The 16591-nt window shown below is 72.8% G+C and carries 16 protein-coding genes and 2 tRNA genes; 5 read left to right on the forward strand and 13 right to left on the reverse strand.

Going from position 1 to position 16591, the window contains the following annotated elements:
* The first annotated feature begins 90 nt into the window (after positions 1-90).
* A complete protein-coding gene (pknB, locus tag CUT83_RS00975) occupies positions 91-2088 on the forward strand; it encodes a Stk1 family PASTA domain-containing Ser/Thr kinase (RefSeq protein WP_101253969.1) in 1998 nt (665 codons plus the stop codon).
* Positions 2089-2297: 209 nt separating this feature from the next.
* Here pknB and CUT83_RS00980 read toward each other — a convergent pair whose 3' ends face one another.
* The 5 genes from CUT83_RS00980 to CUT83_RS01000 all read right to left on the reverse strand — a co-directional run bounded on the left by CUT83_RS00980 (position 2298) and on the right by CUT83_RS01000 (position 6052).
* Complete coding sequence (locus CUT83_RS00980) at positions 2298-3038, reverse strand: class E sortase (protein ID WP_173914998.1); 741 nt, start codon at positions 3036-3038, stop codon at positions 2298-2300.
* A 42-nt stretch (positions 3039-3080) separates the two neighbouring features.
* Entirely contained in the window at positions 3081-4286 is a 1206-nt protein-coding gene (locus tag CUT83_RS00985) for a class E sortase (protein WP_101254064.1), read from the reverse strand.
* An 80-nt stretch (positions 4287-4366) separates the two neighbouring features.
* Entirely contained in the window at positions 4367-4996 is a 630-nt protein-coding gene (locus CUT83_RS00990) for an aminodeoxychorismate/anthranilate synthase component II (protein ID WP_093851018.1), read from the reverse strand.
* Positions 4993-5178 (reverse strand): hypothetical protein, encoded by a 186-nt coding sequence (locus CUT83_RS00995; protein ID WP_101253971.1) that lies wholly within the window; start codon positions 5176-5178, stop codon positions 4993-4995. The genes CUT83_RS00990 and CUT83_RS00995 overlap by 4 nt, the downstream gene beginning before the upstream one ends.
* A 136-nt stretch (positions 5179-5314) precedes the next feature.
* Complete coding sequence (locus CUT83_RS01000; protein ID WP_240958098.1) at positions 5315-6052, reverse strand: DUF881 domain-containing protein; 738 nt, start codon at positions 6050-6052, stop codon at positions 5315-5317.
* Between the two features lie 168 nt (positions 6053-6220).
* Here CUT83_RS01000 and crgA point away from each other — a divergent pair, with 168 nt between their 5' ends.
* Positions 6221-6478, forward strand: a complete 258-nt coding sequence (crgA, locus tag CUT83_RS01005; protein ID WP_093851020.1) for a cell division protein CrgA — start codon at positions 6221-6223, stop codon at positions 6476-6478.
* Positions 6479-6828: 350 nt separating this feature from the next.
* Here crgA and CUT83_RS01010 read toward each other — a convergent pair whose 3' ends face one another.
* Complete coding sequence (locus CUT83_RS01010; RefSeq protein ID WP_101253972.1) at positions 6829-7719, reverse strand: rhomboid family intramembrane serine protease; 891 nt, start codon at positions 7717-7719, stop codon at positions 6829-6831.
* A gap of 199 nt (positions 7720-7918) precedes the next feature.
* Positions 7919-8446: a peptidylprolyl isomerase gene (locus tag CUT83_RS01015; RefSeq protein ID WP_101253973.1), complete on the reverse strand. Its 528-nt coding sequence runs from the start codon at positions 8444-8446 to the stop codon at positions 7919-7921.
* Positions 8447-8781: 335 nt separating this feature from the next.
* On the opposite strand from CUT83_RS01015, the gene CUT83_RS01020 reads away from it, so the two are divergent.
* Complete coding sequence (locus CUT83_RS01020) at positions 8782-9438, forward strand: DUF5324 family protein (RefSeq protein WP_101253974.1); 657 nt, start codon at positions 8782-8784, stop codon at positions 9436-9438.
* 148 nt (positions 9439-9586) lie between these two features.
* Here the strand turns inward: CUT83_RS01020 and CUT83_RS01025 are convergent.
* Positions 9587-9659 (reverse strand) — tRNA-Ala (locus tag CUT83_RS01025).
* Between the two features lie 129 nt (positions 9660-9788).
* On the opposite strand from CUT83_RS01025, the gene CUT83_RS01030 reads away from it, so the two are divergent.
* Together CUT83_RS01030 and CUT83_RS01035 are read left to right on the forward strand one after the other, a co-directional pair.
* Positions 9789-10340 (forward strand): helix-turn-helix domain-containing protein, encoded by a 552-nt coding sequence (locus CUT83_RS01030; RefSeq protein WP_093851024.1) that lies wholly within the window; start codon positions 9789-9791, stop codon positions 10338-10340.
* Positions 10341-10405: 65 nt separating this feature from the next.
* Complete coding sequence (locus tag CUT83_RS01035; RefSeq protein ID WP_101253975.1) at positions 10406-11782, forward strand: serine/threonine-protein kinase; 1377 nt, start codon at positions 10406-10408, stop codon at positions 11780-11782.
* A 36-nt stretch (positions 11783-11818) separates the two neighbouring features.
* Here the strand turns inward: CUT83_RS01035 and CUT83_RS01040 are convergent, their stop codons facing one another.
* From CUT83_RS01040 to CUT83_RS01055, 5 genes are all read right to left on the reverse strand, one after another.
* The gene (locus tag CUT83_RS01040; protein ID WP_143688454.1) at positions 11819-13111 is read right to left on the reverse strand and encodes a hypothetical protein; all 1293 of its coding nucleotides are present in this window, start codon (positions 13109-13111) and stop codon (positions 11819-11821) included.
* A 20-nt stretch (positions 13112-13131) separates the two neighbouring features.
* Positions 13132-15237 (reverse strand): vWA domain-containing protein, encoded by a 2106-nt coding sequence (locus tag CUT83_RS01045; RefSeq protein WP_240958097.1) that lies wholly within the window; start codon positions 15235-15237, stop codon positions 13132-13134.
* A gap of 195 nt (positions 15238-15432) precedes the next feature.
* Positions 15433-15567, reverse strand: a complete 135-nt coding sequence (locus tag CUT83_RS30630) for a DLW-39 family protein (RefSeq protein WP_217655894.1) — start codon at positions 15565-15567, stop codon at positions 15433-15435.
* Positions 15568-15746: 179 nt separating this feature from the next.
* Positions 15747-15820: transfer RNA gene (locus CUT83_RS01050), tRNA-Ile, on the reverse strand.
* Positions 15821-15913: 93 nt separating this feature from the next.
* A complete protein-coding gene (locus CUT83_RS01055) occupies positions 15914-16591 on the reverse strand; it encodes a DUF3566 domain-containing protein (protein ID WP_101253978.1) in 678 nt (225 codons plus the stop codon).

The following is a 16591-nucleotide window of genomic DNA, read 5'->3' on the forward strand; positions in this document are numbered from 1 at the left end:
GCCCATCACACGGTCCGGGTACCGTATGCCGAGCAGCACCGCCGGACCGCGCAGGGAGACGGTCAGGACGCACGGAGAGGGCTGGAGACTATGGAAGAGCCGCGTCGCCTCGGCGGCCGGTACGAGCTGGGCTCGGTGCTCGGCCGGGGTGGTATGGCCGAGGTCTACCTCGCCCACGACACCCGCCTGGGCCGCACCGTCGCGGTGAAGACCCTCCGGGTGGACCTCGCGCGCGACCCCACGTTCCAGGCTCGTTTCCGCCGTGAGGCCCAGTCCGCCGCCTCGCTCAACCACCCGGCGATCGTCGCCGTCTACGACACCGGCGAGGACTACGTCGACGGGATCTCCATCCCGTACATCGTCATGGAGTACGTGGACGGCTCGACCCTGCGGGAGCTGCTGCACTCCGGGCGCAAGCTGCTGCCCGAGCGGTCCCTGGAGATGTGCGTCGGCATCCTCCAGGCGCTGGAGTACTCGCACCGCAACGGCATCGTCCACCGCGACATCAAGCCCGCGAACGTCATGCTGACGCGCACCGGGCAGGTCAAGGTGATGGACTTCGGCATCGCCCGTGCCATGGGCGACTCCGGCATGACCATGACCCAGACCGCCGCCGTCATCGGCACCGCCCAGTACCTCTCCCCGGAGCAGGCCAAGGGCGAGACGGTCGACGCCCGCTCCGACCTGTACTCCACCGGCTGCCTGCTGTACGAGCTGCTGACGGTGCGGCCCCCGTTCGTCGGGGACTCCCCCGTCGCGGTGGCGTACCAGCATGTGCGGGAGGAGCCGCAGCCGCCCAGCTCCTTCGACCCCGAGATCACGCCCGAGATGGACGCCATCGTCCTCAAGGCGCTGGTGAAGGACCCGGACTACCGCTACCAGTCCGCCGACGAGATGCGCGCCGACATCGAGGCGGCCCTCGACGGCCAGCCGGTCGGCGCCGCGGCGGCCATGGGTGCGGCCGGCTACGGCGCGGGCGGCGGCTACCACCCCGACGACCAGCCCACCACCGCCCTGCGCGCCACGGCCCCGGTGTCCGCCCAGACCTCGATGCTGCCGCCGATGCGCGAGGACGACGGCGGCTACGGCTACGACGAGCGGCCCGACCGGCGGCGCGGCGGCGGGGGCCGTAACCAGCTCTCCACGATCCTGCTGGTCCTCGGCGGCATCCTGGTGCTGATCGGCGCGGTGTTCATCGGCAAGGTGATCTTCAGCCCCACCGACAACAACGCGAAGGTGCCGAACATGATCGGGAACACCTTCGAGGAGGCCGAGCAGAAGGCCGTCAACTCCAGACTCGAGGTCGCCAAGGGCACCAGCGAGTTCTGCGAGGAGAAGGAAGGCACCGTCTGCAGGACCGACCCGGCGGCCGGGACCGAGGTCGAGGAGGGTGAGACGATCACCCTGATCATGTCCAAGGGTCCCAGCGAGGTCGAGATCCCGGACGTCGTCGGCGAGACGGCGGACGACGCCGAGCAGGAACTGAAGGACGCGGGCTTCGAGGTCGAGCGCGAGACCGAGGTCTCGGAGCAGCCGGCCGGCACCGTCACCGAGCAGGACCCGGGCAGCGGGGAGAAGGCGAAGCCGGGCACCACCGTCACCATCACGGTGGCCAGGGAGGACCCGCGGCCGACCATGCCTCCCGTCGTCGGGCAGGACTTCGAGGCGGCCAAGAAGCAGCTGCAGGACGCGGGCTTCACCAACATCTCGCGTGCCGAGCAGGAGAACGCGGAGCAGCCCCCGAACACTGTCCTCAAGCAGGACCCCCCGGGGAACCAGAAGGTCGAGGCGGACACCCCCATCACCCTGATCGTGGCCAAGGCGCCCGCCGAGGAGCAGGTGGCCGTCCCGGCCATCGCGGCGGGCACACCGCTCAAGGACGCCCGCAAGGCGCTCCAGGACGCCGGCTTCAACGTCGCCGTGTCGGGTCCGGGCGACGACAAGGCCGTCGTCCTCACCACCGACCCGCCCGCCGGCACCCAGCTGAAGAAGGGCGAGACGGTCACCGTGCGCACCTTCGGCGGCGGGGACGGCGGGCCGGGCGGTGGCGGCGGCTTCATCGAGGGGATGACCGGCGGGGGCGGCTGATCCCGCCGGGCGCCCGCCGCCCGTGAGGTCCGTGAGGTCCGTGAGGCCTGTACGCACGCGGCACACAGCCGAGGGCCCCGACCGGTCGCTTCCGGTCGGGGCCCTCGGGCGTTCCGTCCCCGTCCCCGGACGGGGCGGTGGCGCGGGCGGTACGTGCTGAGCGGCGGCCGGATCCCACCGCTCAGCGCTTACCGGTCAGCGCGTACAGGTCAGCGCAGTTCCTTCGGCGGGGTACGCCGCTCGTCCACCTTCTCGGTGCGCACCAGCTCGCCCCAGACGATGTAGCGGTAGTCGGAGGTGAGGATGGGGGTACAGGTCGTCAGGGTGATGTACCGGCCGGGCTTCTTCTTCCCCGACTCCTCGGGGATGTCCGCCAGTACGCCGACGTTGTACTTGGATGTCCTGGGGAGCGTCTCGTAGACCTTGTAGACGTACCAGGTGTCCTCGGTCTCCACCACGATCGGGTCACCCTCGTCGATCTTGTGGATGTCGTGGAACTTGGCGCCGTGGCCGTCGCGGTGCGCGGCCAGTGAGAAGTTCCCCTCGCCCTCCCACGGCGGCGCGGCCTCCACGGGGTCGGTGTAGTAGCCGGCGACGCCCTTGTTCAGCTCCTCGGTGTCGGTGCCCTTCTTGATCAGCACCTCGCCGCCCATCGACGGCACATGGAGGAAGCCGACGCCGTCCCCGCCCTCGTACTCCTTCTTCTCCTCGCCGCCCGGCCCGTCCTCCGCCCAGCTCTCGCGCACCTCGTTGCCGTCGCGCTCGGCCTCGCGGTTGGCGATCACGTTCGTCCACCACAGCGAGTAGGCGACGAAGAGGCCCAGCACCACACCGGCGGTGATCAGCAGCTCGCCCAGCAGGCTGACGACGGCCGGAAGCCACGGGCGCCGACGGCGGGGCGGGGGCGGCGGATCCGTCCGCGAACCGTTGTCCTGGTCGATCACTGCCACCCGACGCACCGCCCGTTCCCCTCCACAGTTCCTGCGCGCAGGCTATCGGACGAGGGCGTCCGGCTTCCCCTCGCTGCGCGGGCGCTCCTCGGCCAGCTTCCCCCAGACGATCATCCGGTACTTCGAGGTGAACTCGGGCGTGCAGGTGGTCAGGGTGATGTACCGCCCCGGCCCGGTGAACCCCGATCCCTCGGGGACGGGGTCGATGACGCTGACGTTCGAGGGCAGGGTGGAGTCGAGGCGGTTGGCCATCTCGTAGACGTAGTAGGTGTCCTTGGTCTCCACCACGATCGGGTCGCCCGGGTCGAGTTTGTTGATGTAGCGGAACGGCTCGCCGTGGGTGTTGCGGTGCCCGGCCACCGCGAAGTTGCCCTTGTCGTCCCAGGGCATCGCCGTCTTCAGGGGGTCCTCGCCGTAGTGGCCGACCATGCCCCGGTCGAGGACGCCGTCCTCGTCCACGCCCTCGGCGACGGGCACCTTCACGTCCAGCTTGGGGATGTGCATGATCGCGAAGCCCTCGCCGGCGGAGAAGACCCCGGGGTCACGGCTGTCCTCGTCCCCCTTCTCGCCCCACCGCTGCTCCAGCTTCTCCGTCTCGTCGCCCGCCTGGTGGTTGGCGATCACGTTCGTCCACCACAGCTGGTAGGAGACGAACAGCAGCATCACCACGCCGAGGGTGATGAACAGCTCTCCGAGGACCCGGCTGGCGACCACCATCGGGCTCTCCCGGCTCGCCCGTGCCGCCCGCCGCCGCGCGGCACGGCCGCCGGGACGGGGCGCGCCGGAGGCCGGCGCCGATTCGGCCGCGGCCCCGGAGACGGACCCAGGGGCGGGCTCGGCGGCGGGTGACCCCTCGTGCGGTGCCGGGGGCGGGGCCTCCACCCGGCGCAGCGCCATCGTCTCGTCCGCCGGGAGGTGCGCCTGCCGCAGCGTCATCGTCTCGTCGTCGAGGGCGGGCGCGGACACCGGCGCGGGCCGGGGCTCGGGGACGGGAGCGGGGACGGGAGCGGGCTCGGGTGTGGTCGGTCGGTACGTCTCCGCGTAGGGCTCCGCGTACGGACCGGCGCCGGGCGCGTACGGATCGGCGTAGGGCGCGTACGGCCTCGGCCGCTCCTCCCCCCGTACCGGCTCCTGCCCCGGCAGCGGGTCGTTCAGCGGATCGGCGAGCCGTCCCACCGCGGCCTCGAAGGCCTGCTGCTCGGCCTGCTCGGCATAGGCGTCGGCGTAGGCGTCGATGTCGGCGTCGATGTCGGCGTCGGCGGGCGGGCCGGCCCGGTGGCGCCCGGCGAGCGGGTCAGCCCCGTGGGTGCCCTCCGGACGCAGGGCCGTCACGCCCCGACCACGGGGGCCAACCCCCGCGAGCGCTCCACGGCGCCGGTGTCACCGCACTCCGCGAGCCAGTTGGCGAGCATCAGATGGCCCCACTCGGTGAGCACCGACTCGGGGTGGAACTGCACGCCCTCCACGGGCAGTTCGCGGTGGCGCAGCCCCATGACCACGCCCGTCTCCGTCCACGCGGTGACCTCCAGCTCCGCCGGGACGGTGGCGGGCTCGACGGCGAGCGAGTGGTAGCGGGTTGCGGTGAAGGGGGAGGGCAGCCCGGCGAAGACACCGCCGTCGCCATGGCTGACCAGCGACGTCTTGCCGTGCAGCAGCTCCGGCGCCCGGTCCACCACACCGCCGTACGCCACGGCCATGGACTGCATGCCCAGGCAGACGCCGAAGACCGGCACACCACTGGCGGCGCAGTGCCGGACCATCTCGACGCAGACCCCGGCCTCCTCGGGCGTGCCCGGCCCGGGGGAGAGCAGCACTCCGTCGAAGGAGTCCCGCGCGTGCTCGGGGCGGACCTCGTCGTTGCGGAGCACCTCGCACTCGGCGCCGAGCTGGTAGAGGTACTGGACGAGGTTGAAGACGAAGCTGTCGTAGTTGTCGACGACCAGGATGCGCGCGCTCATCGTCCCTGCCCCGATCCGGCCCGGCCCTCGTCGACCGTCACGTCGCCGAACGGGAGCAGTGGCTCCGCCCAGGGGAAGACGTACTGGAAGAGCACGTAGACAACCGCCAGGACCAGCACGAACGAGAGCAGCGCCCGTACGGGCGTGTTGCCCGGCAGATGCCGCCAGATCCAGCCGTACATGCCGTGTAGCCGTCCCTTCTGTTACTCGCGCAACCAGAGTACGGGTACGCGGGCCCGGCGGGAGGCACAAGTCCCGCAATGCGTCACAGACCACCGGCGGCCCGGCCGCGGGCTGTCCGGCCCGGCCGCGGGCCGCCTAGTCCACCGGTGTGCTCCGGGTCAGGTCGATCGCGCCCGAGTAGCCGGGGAGGGTCACCTCGTCGTGCTCGTCGACCGACCAGCCCAGGCCGTAGGCGTCGACGTACTCCCGGTAGTTGCGGACGGCGGGGGCGGCGTCCAGCGCCTCGCGCATCCGGTCGGGGTCGCCGACGGCGGTGACGGTGTACGGCGGGGAGTACAGGCGGCCCTGGAGGATCAGTGTGTTGCCCACGCAGCGCACCGCGCTGGTGGAGATCAGCCGCTGGTCCATGACCTTCATGCCCTCGGCCCCGCCCGCCCACAGCGCGTTGACCACGGCCTGGAGGTCCTGCTGGTGGACGACGAGGTCGTTGGGCTGGGGTTCGGGGAGGCCGGGCATACGGGCGGTGGCGTCGGGCGGGGCGTCGTCGAGGGTGACGGTGAGGCCGGAGCCGGAGAGCTTCCTCGTCCCCGCGGTCCGCTCCAGCTCCTCGAAGACGCGCTTCTCGCTCTCCGTGCCGCCGCTGTCGCGCCGGGCGAGGGCGTCGACCTCACGGCGCAGGGCGCCCACGGACTCGTCCAGCGCCTCGATGTCGTCGCTGCGGTCCTCGATGAGGTCGGACAGGCGCAGCATCGAGTCGTCGGTGCGCAGGTCGGTGCCCTGGGCGGTGTTGAAGCTGATCCAGAAGAGGAAGCCGGCGAGGGCGAAGACACCCGCCGTGGCGAGCCGGACGGGCCGGAAGCGGGAATTGGTCACCTTACCCTTGTCTCCCTCCAGCACGCGGAAGTACTACGCTAGCGGAATCAGGAATCGTCCCCTCCCCGGCCTCCTCCCCCGGTCCCCGGACCGGACTCCGGCCGCCGGGGAAGGGCCATCACGGACAGGCCCGCGCGGTCACGCAGCGCATCGACAGGAGAGTCCCTCGTGCCGAAGTCACGGATCCGCAAGAAGGACGAGTTCACGCCGCCGCCGGCGAAGAAGGCCGCGAACATCAGCCTCACCTCGGGGCGGAGCTGGGTCGCGCCGCTGATGCTGGCGCTGTTCCTGATCGGACTCGCATGGATCGTCGTCTTCTATGTGACGACGGGCGACCTGCCGGTCCAGTCGCTCGGCAACTGGAACATCGTGGTGGGCTTCGGCTTCATCGCGGCGGGGTTCGTCGTCTCCACCCAGTGGAAGTAGTCGCCGCCACACCCCGCCACACCCCGCCGCACCCGCCACGACCGGACCGGTTCCGCCCCCGCGGCAGCGTTATCCACAAGTCTTCCACAGCCCTGGGAAAACTTCAGAAGATCTGTGGATAACTTCTTCAGCCTGTCTGTCGTTATGACTGGTGACCCTCGGTAGACGAGTGGGCCCGACCCCCGTCACCCTGGGGAAACACGCATGCGCGCGGCCGCCGGGAACCCCGTACCGGCGGCCGCCCACACCATGCACAAGACCGGTCACCTGCTGTGGATAACCTCTGGCCACAGCTTCGTGCGCGGTGGCCGGCAGCCGTCGGCCACCGGTCGACAGCCGGCGGCCGCCGGTCAGCGGCCGAGCAGTTCCACCGTGCGGACCACGCAGACGACCGCGATCACCAGCAGCACCGCGGCCATCGTCCCGTACTGCACCAGCGCGCGCCGGGCACGCGGGGCGTACACCATCGCGTAGGCGATGACCGCCCCCACCACCAGGCCGCCGATGTGCGCCTCCCAGGCGATGTTCGGGATCCTGAAGGTGATGAGCAGGTTGATCGCCAGCAGCACCAGAATGGGACGCATGTCGTACCGCATCCGCCGCACCAGCACGGCGGTGGCGCCGAACAGCCCGTAGATCGCGCCCGAGGCGCCCAGCGACTCCTGGTTCTGCGCGGCGAGCAGATACGTCAGCGCGCTGCCGCCCAGCGCGGACAGCAGATACAGCGCCAGGAACCGCCAGCGGCCCAGCGCCGCCTCCAGCTGCGGCCCGAGCCACCACAGCGCCAGCATGTTGAAGCCGATGTGCCAGATCTCCTGGTGCAGGAAGGCCGAGGTCAGCATGCGGTACCACTCGCCGTCCGCGACCCCGACCCAGTCGGCCGCCGCCGGATCGTAGGCGTAGCCCAGCATCGTCAGCGCGCCGAGCAGCGAGCGGTCGTCGGCGGCGAGCACCGCGAAGAACACCGCCGCGTTGATCCCCAGCAGCACCTTGGTGACCAGGCGCTGGTCGGCGGCGACGGCGCCGCCCGCCAGGGTGCGCGGCCGGGCGTCGCCCGCGGCGCGGCCCGTACCAAAGCCGCCGCGCACGCACTCGGGGCACTGGTAGCCGACCGAGGCCGGGATCATGCACTCGGGGCAGATCGGCCGGTCGCAGCGGGCGCAGGAGATGCCGGTCTCCCGGTCGGGATGCCGGTAGCAGCGCGGCATCCCCGGCCGCGCACCGTCCTGCTGATCCTCCATGGCCACCTCAACGCCCCCTCACGACGGACACGGCACGCCCCCCGCCCACGGTCGTGGCATACCCACGGGGACGGAGAACACCGCCCCCTCCGTCCTACGGACGGAGAAGGCGGTGGGTTCCCGGCGAGCGGCCCGGCCGCGCGGCGCGCGCGAGGCCGGGCCGCCCGCCGATCGGCTCCGGTCGGCCGGTCGGCGCTTCTCAGCGCTTCTCGACGACCACCGACTCGATCACGACGTCCTGCAGCGGACGGTCGGTGCGCTGGTTGGTCGGGGCGGCCGCGATGGCGTCCACGACCCGCTGCCCCGCCTCGTCGGCGACCTCACCGAAGATGGTGTGCTTGCCGGTCAGCCAGGCCGTCGGGGAGACGGTGATGAAGAACTGCGACCCGTTGGTGCCCGGACCGGCGTTGGCCATCGCCAGCAGGTACGGCTTGTTGAAGGCCAGGTCCGGGTGGAACTCGTCACCGAACTCGTAGCCCGGGCCGCCGGTGCCGTTGCCCAGCGGGTCGCCGCCCTGGATCATGAAGCCGCTGATCACCCGGTGGAAGACCGTGCCGTCGTACAGCCGGTCCGTGGACTTCTTCCCGGTGGCCGGGTGGGTCCACTCGCGCTTGCCCTCGGCGAGTTCGACGAAGTTCCTGACCGTCTTCGGCGCATGGTCCGGGAAGAGCCGGATGGTGATGTCGCCCTGGTTGGTCTTCAGGGTGGCGTAGAGCTGCTCGGCCACGGTCTACCTTCCGTCTGCACTTTCGGAACCCCCCGATCCTCGCACAGCCAAACCCGCGGCGCCGTTCGGCGGGGGTCCCGCCGGGCGGGCCGCGGCGGCCCCGTGGCCTACGCGGACCGCGCAAACCGCGCGAGCGCGTGGACGGCGGCAAGGACGGAGGGAACGGAGAGGACGGAGAGGGCGGGAACCGCAGAAGCCCCGCCAACGGGACAAGCGGCGGAAGTACGGCATAGCCCGTATGCCCGTTGGGACATGCCTCGACACTGTTGTGAAGGCATGATCTCCATCATGGGTGGAAGGCGGAAGACACACGCCACCGACGAGGAGGAGATCCCGTGACCCGCATGGACAGCGTGCGCAGCGCGACCGACAACGCGAGGGAGACCGTGCGGCACGCCGCGGAAGCGGTGGCGCCGAAGGTGGCCCTCGCGGCCGGACAGGCCCGGTCCACGGTGCGCGGACAGTACGCCGCCCGTGTCGCGCCGCGGCTGGAGCAAGCCCGCGAGACCCTGCCCCCCGCGGTCGACCTGGCCGCCTCCCGGGCCGCCCACCGCACCCGCGAGGCGGCGCGCACGGCGAGCGAGTACGCGGCTCCCCGCGTCGAGGCCGCCCGCGCCGCGGCCGGCCCGGTACGGGAGGCGGCGGTGGCCCGCTCCACCGCGGCCGTCGCCGCGCTGCGCGGTGAGCTGACCGCCCAGGACATCCGCAAGCTCGCACGGCGCAACGCCCGCCGGGCGCGCAGGGGCCGGGCGTTCAAGCGGCTGATGGTGGTCGGTGTCGTCGCCGGCGGCGTGGTGGCCGCCTGGAAGTGGTGGGAGAAGCAGTCCAGCCCCGACTGGCTGGTCGAGCCCCCGGCCGCCACCGAGGTCGGCGACGACGCGGCCGTCATGGAGGAGACCGGGTCCGCCGAGCCGAAGGCCGGGGCGACGGCTGCCCAGACCGACACCCAGGGCACCTCCTCCGGGGCCGCCCCGTCGGACGAGGAGCGCTGACTGCGCCGGCGTCCGCCCTCCCCTCCGGTGGGCGGGGCGGACCGTCGCCGTCCGTCGAGCTTCGGGAGGGCCGCGCGAAGCGGCACGGCACGCGGCAGGCCCGGTGCCGCGGAATCCGTGGATTCCGCGGCACCGGGCCTGTGTGGTGTGGAGCTTAGGGGAGTCGAACCCCTGACATCTGCCATGCAAAGACAGCGCTCTACCAACTGAGCTAAAGCCCCGCCACGGAACAGAGTACCCAATGCCCCGGGTTGGTTCCGACCGGGTATCGCTCCGCGTGCGCCGCCTCCGTAGGATGCTCCGGAAGTTCGCTCCAGCGAAGCGGACCCGGGGAGACAGGGGAGAGAGCGATGGACGCAGCACAGCAGGAGGCGACCGCCCGGGCGAGGGAACTGCAGAGCCAGTGGTACGGCGAACCGCTGGGCACCCTCTTCCGCCGGCTCATCGACGACCTCGGCCTCAACCAGGCACGGCTGGCCACGGTGCTCGGCCTCTCGGCTCCCATGCTCTCCCAGCTCATGAGCGGCCAGCGGGCGAAGATCGGCAACCCCGCCGTCGTCCAGCGGGTCCAGGCCCTGCAGGAACTGGCCGCCGAGGTCAGCAAGGGCACCGTCACCGCGGCCGAGGCCACCCAGCGCATGGACGAGATCCGTCGCACCGCCGGCGGCAACGTGCTGACCTCCTCCACCCATGTCACCCCCTCCGGCGGGCAGGCCACCACCGTCAAGCGCGTCGTACGCGAGATCCAGGCGCTGCTGCGCTCGGTCGCGGACGCCGCCGACATCATCGAGGCCTCCGACTCCCTCGCCGGAAGCCACCCGGAGCTGGCAGAGTTCCTGAGGGTGTACGGCGCGGGCAAGACCGCCGACGCGGTCCGGCACTACGAGGCGCATCAGGCCTGAGAACGGCGGCGGCGGCCGGCGGGACGGGCAACCGACGGGTACAGGGACGAGGCGGGCACAGCGCGATGGGCGAGGTCTTCGCGGGTCGGTACGAACTGGTCGACCCGATCGGACGCGGCGGCGTGGGCGCGGTCTGGCGCACCTGGGACCACCGGCGCGGTCGCTACGTGGCCGCCAAGGTCCTCCAGCAGAGCGACGCGCACACCCTGCTGCGGTTCGTCCGCGAGCAGGCGCTGCGCATCGACCACCCCCATGTCCTGGCCCCGACGAGCTGGGCCGCCGACGACGACAAGGTCCTGTTCACCATGGACCTGGTCCGCGGCGGGTCGCTCGCCCACCTCATCGGCGACTACGGCCCCCTGCCGCCGGCGTATGTGTGCACACTGCTCGACCAGCTGCTCTCGGGGCTCTCCGCGGTGCACGCCGAGGACGTGGTGCACCGCGACATCAAACCCGCCAACATCCTGCTGGAGGCCACCGGCACCGGCCGGCCCCATCTGCGGCTGTCCGACTTCGGCATCTCGATGCGCAAGGGCGAACCGCGGCTGACCGAGGCCGACTACGTGGTCGGCACCCCCGGCTACTTCGCCCCCGAGCAGCTGATGGGCGCCGAGCCGGACTTCCCCGCCGACCTGTACGCGGTCGGGCTGGTGGCGCTGTACCTGCTGACCGGCCGCAAGCCCGACTCCCAGGCGCTGGTGGAGGCGTACGTCCACGGGGTGCCGCCCGCGCCGCAGGACATCCCCGAGCCGCTGTGGCAGGTGCTGGGCACCCTGCTGCACCCCGATCCGGAAGCCCGCTTCCGTACGGCGACGGGCGTACGCAGGGCGCTGGCCTCCGCCGCGGAGCTGCTGTCGGCGGACGCGACGGTGGAGCAGGAGGCCGTGGAGGTCTTCGACCAGATCGGTCCGCTGCCGCCGGGGTTCGGGCCGGACGGGCCGGAGGACCGGGAGGGCCCGCGGGACACCGGGGACGCCGGGGACGCCGGGGACACCGGGCAGGGGCCGGAGAGCGGGAGCGGGGAAGACCTGAAGGCCCCGGGGTTCCCGGCCTCCGACACCGGGAGCTTCCACCTCCCCCCGCCCGTGCAGGCGTACACCCGGGAACCGCCGCAGGCCCCGCCGTTCCCGGCGCCGGTTCCGCCCGCGGCCCAGGCCCACGCACCGGTGACGGCACAGGAGACCACGCAGACGTCTGCCGGGGCACCCGCCGCCCAGCCGTATCCGTATCCGCAGCCGTACTCACAGCCGCCCCTCGCCGGCATGCCGACGCAGCCGACGCAGCCGACGCAGCCCTATACGACCGCCCGCCCGGCGGACGCGGGGCACCGCGCTCCCGCGGCGCGCAGGCCGGGGCCGCCCGCGAAGGTGGCGGCCCCGCTCCTGGTGCTGGCCCTGGTCCTCATCGCCGTCGGCGTCTGGGCCCTGACCCGGACGCCCTGACAGCCGGGCGCCCCGCCCCGCACCCCGTCCCGGCCCTCAGGCGCGGGCCGCGCTCCGCCGGGCGAGGATCGTCCACAGGCCGAGCCCCAGGATCAGCGCGGTGCCGGCGCCGATCCCGGCCCAGCCCAGCAGCCGCAGGGTCTCCCCGCTCTCCGCGGCCGACCGGTTCAGGCCCTCGGCCGCGGCCTCGCGGTCGTCCTCGGTGACCCCGAAGCCGGCCTCCTCGGCGTTCCCGTCGTACTCGGGACCGGCCTCCGGCTCGCCCGCGACCGTGGTGCGCAGCACCACGGGCACCGTGCCGTCGACGGACTCGGCCAGCTTCCCGTTGGCGTGCACCGCGATGTAGTACCAGCCGGCGAAGCGCGTCTCGCCGAGCTCCGTGCTGCCGTCGAAACGGTTGGCGAAGGCGACGCGCTGTCCGTCCAGCCGGTACGCGGCGGGCTTGTCTGGCCGGTAGCCCACGCCGTCGGTGCCGATCCGCCCGCGGGCGGTGTTGTAGAAGTCCACCCGGAAGGCGCCGCTGACGTACGGGGCGCTGTCGCCCCTGGCCTTGGCCGTGCCGAACTCCACCTGGGTGTGGAGCCGCTGGCCCCAGTCGAGCGGCACCTTGTAGAAGCGGGTCTCGCCGGGCCGCAGCCGGTCGCTCCAGTTGCCCTCGCCCATGCCGGGCGCGTCGTTGAAGCCGGTACCGCCCTCGATGGGCCGGGTCTCCCCCTTCGGCGCCCCCGACGGGCTCGGCGTCGCGGCGTCGGGCGCGGCCTCGGACGGGCCGCCGGAGGCCGGATCGCGCAGTCCCGGCTCCCGCATGAAGGAGATCTCCAGCGGCCAGCGGCCGGCGTCGGCGGTCTCGTCGCTGTCCCGCTCCACGGAGAAGTGGTAGACGCCGGGCTCCTGGCAGTAGCCGTCCTTCTTGATCATGCGCCCGGCGAGGTCGGCGATCGGCCTGGCCGTGTCGTCGGAGCCGAAGCTCACGTCCCCGTCACCGCAGTTCGTGCCGTCCGCCGACTCCAGGGCGACCTCGATGCCGTCCATGCTCTTGACCCGGCTGCCGGGCTCGGGCAGGGCGGTCGCGGAGATCCAGACGTTGGACTCGCCGTCCAGCGTGACGCTGTAGTACCTGCGTTCGCCCGGCCCGATGTCGTCGGTGTAGAAGCCCGGTTCGATGGCCGGCCCGTGGGCGCTGCTCTCCTCGCCCTCGACGCGCTGGGCGCCCGGAGCCGTCTCGTACGCGGGCGGGTCCTCCTGTCCGGCCGACTGCGCGGCCGCGGCCGCGCCCGGCAGCGCCGCGACCGCGCACAGCGCCGCCGCGGCGGCCAGTGAGCTCCTCATCGTGCGTCCCGCCCGCCCCTTCACCATGCGCCACCCTCCGTCTTGCCGCTCTGCGTGCCGTTCGCCGTGCCGTTCGCCGTGCCGTCGGCCGTTCCGCCGGCGCCGCCGTCCTTCGCCGCCGCCGTACGTGCAGCCGCACGCCCGCGCGAGCGCGTGTACCGCGTGTATACGGCCGCCAGAGCGATCGCCAGCGCCGTCACCGCTCCGGCCGCCCCGGCGACGGCCGGACCGGACCATCCTGCACCGCCGGGGCCCGAGCCGTCCCGGGCGGCCTCCGTTTCCTTCCGCGCCTGTCCGCCGTCCCGCTCCCCGTCCCGCTCGTGTACGGCGGGCGCGCCGTGCTCCGGTCCGGTCTTCTCCTCGCCGATCACCGCCACCCGCAGCACGAAGCCGACGGCCACGTTCTCGGCGAGCTCGGCGGCGTCCGGGTCGAGGCCGACGCCGATGTAGTACTCGCCCGCGCGCCGCACCGGCACCGCACGGGTCGCGCTCTCCCAGCGGTTGGTCCACGCCACCGGCACCGTGCCGCCCGACACCGCCGCCGGCTCGCCGCGGTAGAGGGCCCCGGTGTCGAACTCGCCGCCGGGGTGGACGGGCACCCGGGTGGGGCCGTAGACCTCGGTGCTCACGCGCGTCAGCGTCCCGGCCGGGCCGTCGACGGTCGGCTCGTTGCCGAACTCCACGTCGTAGCGCAGTTGCTGGCCCCAGCCGACCCGCACCCGGTACCAGCGGGTCTGCGCGGGGATCAGCTCGTCGCGCCACACGCCGGGGCCGAGGCGGCGGGCGTCGTTGAAGCCGGTGCCGCCCTCGACGTCGCGCGGCGGGTCGGTGGGCAGGGGCGCGTCCTTGCCGCCCGCGCCGTAGTGGGGCTCGGAGTGCGCCGGCACGGTGCCCTCGGTGAGCGGCTTCTCGGTGGCGAGGAGCAGTTCGAAGGGCCAGCGGCCCCGGTCGGAGTCCGCGTGGGAGCGCCGTTCGACCGTCAGCAGGTAGCGGCCGGCCCCGTCGCAGGCGCGGCCCCCGTCGGCCGACGGGATCCGGCTGACGGCGGCGGTGATCGGCATGGCTCCGGCGTTCCGGCCGAAGTACCGCCAGGCGCTGCCGCACCGCGGCCGGTACTTCTCGTCCCGGACCAGGGTGAGCCGGAGGCCGTCCATGGAGGCGACCGGCACCCCGGGCTGGGGCACGGCCGTCACGGCGAGGTCGTCGGCGGCCGATTCGGCGGGGCCGCCCAGCTCCGCGGCGTACCAGCGCTTCTCACCGGGGCCGATGGTGTCCGTGTACTGGCCGGGGGCGATCTCGGGGGCGTCGTCCGCCGTCCGCCCGCCGGTGATCCGCTCTCCCTCCATGCGGTAGCCGTCGGCGGAAAGCCGCGAGGCACGCTGGAGTTGGCGGGCCAGGGCGTCGGCGTCGGGCGCGTCGTAGTAGGAGCCGTGGCCGGCCCGGGCGATGCACTCGAGCTGCTCGCGGGCCTTCCCGTCCACCTGGAAGCCGATGGCGTCGATCCGCAGGGTCCCCGAGGGCTCCGGGGACTTCTGGGGCTTCTGGGACTCCGGGGACTTCTGGGACTCCGGGGATGGCCCCTGCCCGCCGAGTTCGGCGGCGACCTCGCACGGGTCGGGGGTGCCGCAGGTGTCCTCCCCGTCGGAGACCAGCAGGATCGTACGGCGGTCCAGGGAACCTCCGGAAGCTTCGGGCAGGTCCTCGGCCGCTCTGCGCAGTGCCAGGCCGATGGGGGTGTCCCCCCTGGGCTCCACCTCGGCGACGGCGCGTTTGAGCGCGGCGCGGTCCAGTGGCTCGACCGGCCGCACCAGGCGGGTGTCGGTGCATCCCTCCTCCCGGTCGGCGCCGTAGACCCGCAGACCGGTGGGATGGCCGTCGGGGAGCGCGTCGACGACCGTGCCCACGGCGCGGCGGGCGGACTCGATACGGGTGCTGCCCGAGCCGTCGTCCTCGGCCATCGAGCCGGAGGAGTCCAGCACCATCACCAGTGAGGCGTTGCCTTCCGCAACCGTTCGCGACGATGCGGGGGCCTCCCGGGGGGACGCCGCGGCAAGCGGTGCCGCGATCAGGGCCAGGAGTGTCCCGCCGCTCAGCGCCACGGCCATACGGCGATGGAGTCGTGCCATGTGCCTTGCCCCCCTCGGGCGTGCCTCTCCGGTGACTTTGCGGAAGCATCGTATGTATTTGCTAACGCGCATATCAAGGCGGCCGCGTCACGGTCCCGCAACATGCGCGCCCGTACCGGCCCGGCCCGGATGCGCGAAGACGGCGAAGCCCCGGCCGGAGACCGGCCGGGGCTTCGCGCGAAGTACTGGTTGCTCTCAGACGCCCGAACCTGCGGGCACGGAGTCGGTCGCCTCCGTCCACAGATCCTGCTCGGCGCGGTCCGCCTGGATCTGGCGGTACACGAGGAGCCCGCCGACGGCGGCCAGTGCGATCAGGAGAAGCTTCTTCACCGCGCTACCTCGTCCTCTTCTAGACGTTGGGACCTACTGGCGCCCGATGATACCCAAGCGGGCATCCCGGCAGAGTGACCGACCCGGGCGGGCGGCACCCGCCCTCCCGTGCGTCGGAGGGCCTTCAACGCCGAACGCCCGGCCCCTCCGGAGAGGGTCCGGGCGTTCGGTCCGCCGTGTGGGGCTAACAGGACTTGAACCTGTGGCCTCTTCCTTATCAGGGAAGCGCTCTAACCGTCTGAGCTATAGCCCCGCGCTGCACCGAAAGATTAGCGCACTTCAGCCGCGTGCCAAAATCGCGTCGGTCCGCGGCCGCTCCGGTGCGGCGCCCGGGAGGCTCCCGGGGTCACTCGTCCTCCGCGAGGGTCACCTCGACACCGCCGACGAGGCCGGCCGACATGTTGTAGATGAACGCCCCCAGCGTGGCCAGGGCCGTCATCAGCACCACGTCGATCACCGCCACCACCGAGGTGAAGGTCAGCACCCGGGGCAGGGAGAGGAAGCCCTGGAGGTCGAAGCCCCCGCCGCTGTCCGAGGAGGTCGCCTCGCTGACGGTCCCGCCGACCGCGGCGAACACCCCCATGGCGTCCATCACCATCCACAGCACGGCCACCGCGATGACGGTGCAGATGCCCAGGGCTATCGACAGCAGGAAGCCGACCTTCATCACCGACCACGGGTCGACCTTGGCCACCCGCAGCCGCGCCTTGCGCGTCCTGGGGACCGTACGGGCGCCGGTGCGCGGGCGGCGCATGACGTCCTGCCGGAGGTCGCCCCGCTCGCCCTGGGCGGCGGCCCGCGGCGGCGGGGTGGCGCCCGGCGGAGGCGGATAGGCCTGCGGCGGCTGGTGCGGCTGCGGCGCGCCCGCGTGCTGCTGGGCATGCGGCTGCGGTTGCGGGTGGGCACTGGTCACGGTTGTTCCCCCACGGTGGGATTCGCCCTGTCGTCGAGCGTCGTCAGCGGCCGGTCCACGGGCGCCGCCGTCATCGTCGCCGCCCCTGGCGGCGCCCGCGGTTCCACTCAC

The sequence above is a fragment of the Streptomyces barkulensis genome, from assembly GCF_002843305.1.
GTDB lineage: Bacteria > Actinomycetota > Actinomycetes > Streptomycetales > Streptomycetaceae > Streptomyces > Streptomyces barkulensis.

Excerpts from the sequence above, each read along its gene's own strand:
- CUT83_RS00995 (WP_101253971.1), bottom strand. The coding sequence starts at position 5,178 with ATGTACGGCTGGATCTGGCGGCATCTGCCGGGCAACACGCCCGTACGG.
- CUT83_RS01035 (WP_101253975.1), top strand. The coding sequence starts at position 10,406 with ATGGGCGAGGTCTTCGCGGGTCGGTACGAACTGGTCGACCCGATCGGA.
- CUT83_RS01045 (WP_240958097.1), bottom strand. The coding sequence starts at position 15,237 with ATGGCACGACTCCATCGCCGTATGGCCGTGGCGCTGAGCGGCGGGACA.
- CUT83_RS01030 (WP_093851024.1), top strand. The coding sequence starts at position 9,789 with ATGGACGCAGCACAGCAGGAGGCGACCGCCCGGGCGAGGGAACTGCAG.
- pknB (WP_101253969.1), top strand. The coding sequence starts at position 91 with ATGGAAGAGCCGCGTCGCCTCGGCGGCCGGTACGAGCTGGGCTCGGTG.
- CUT83_RS01010 (WP_101253972.1), bottom strand. The coding sequence starts at position 7,719 with ATGGAGGATCAGCAGGACGGTGCGCGGCCGGGGATGCCGCGCTGCTAC.
- CUT83_RS00990 (WP_093851018.1), bottom strand. The coding sequence starts at position 4,996 with ATGAGCGCGCGCATCCTGGTCGTCGACAACTACGACAGCTTCGTCTTC.
- CUT83_RS01040 (WP_143688454.1), bottom strand. The coding sequence starts at position 13,111 with ATGAGGAGCTCACTGGCCGCCGCGGCGGCGCTGTGCGCGGTCGCGGCG.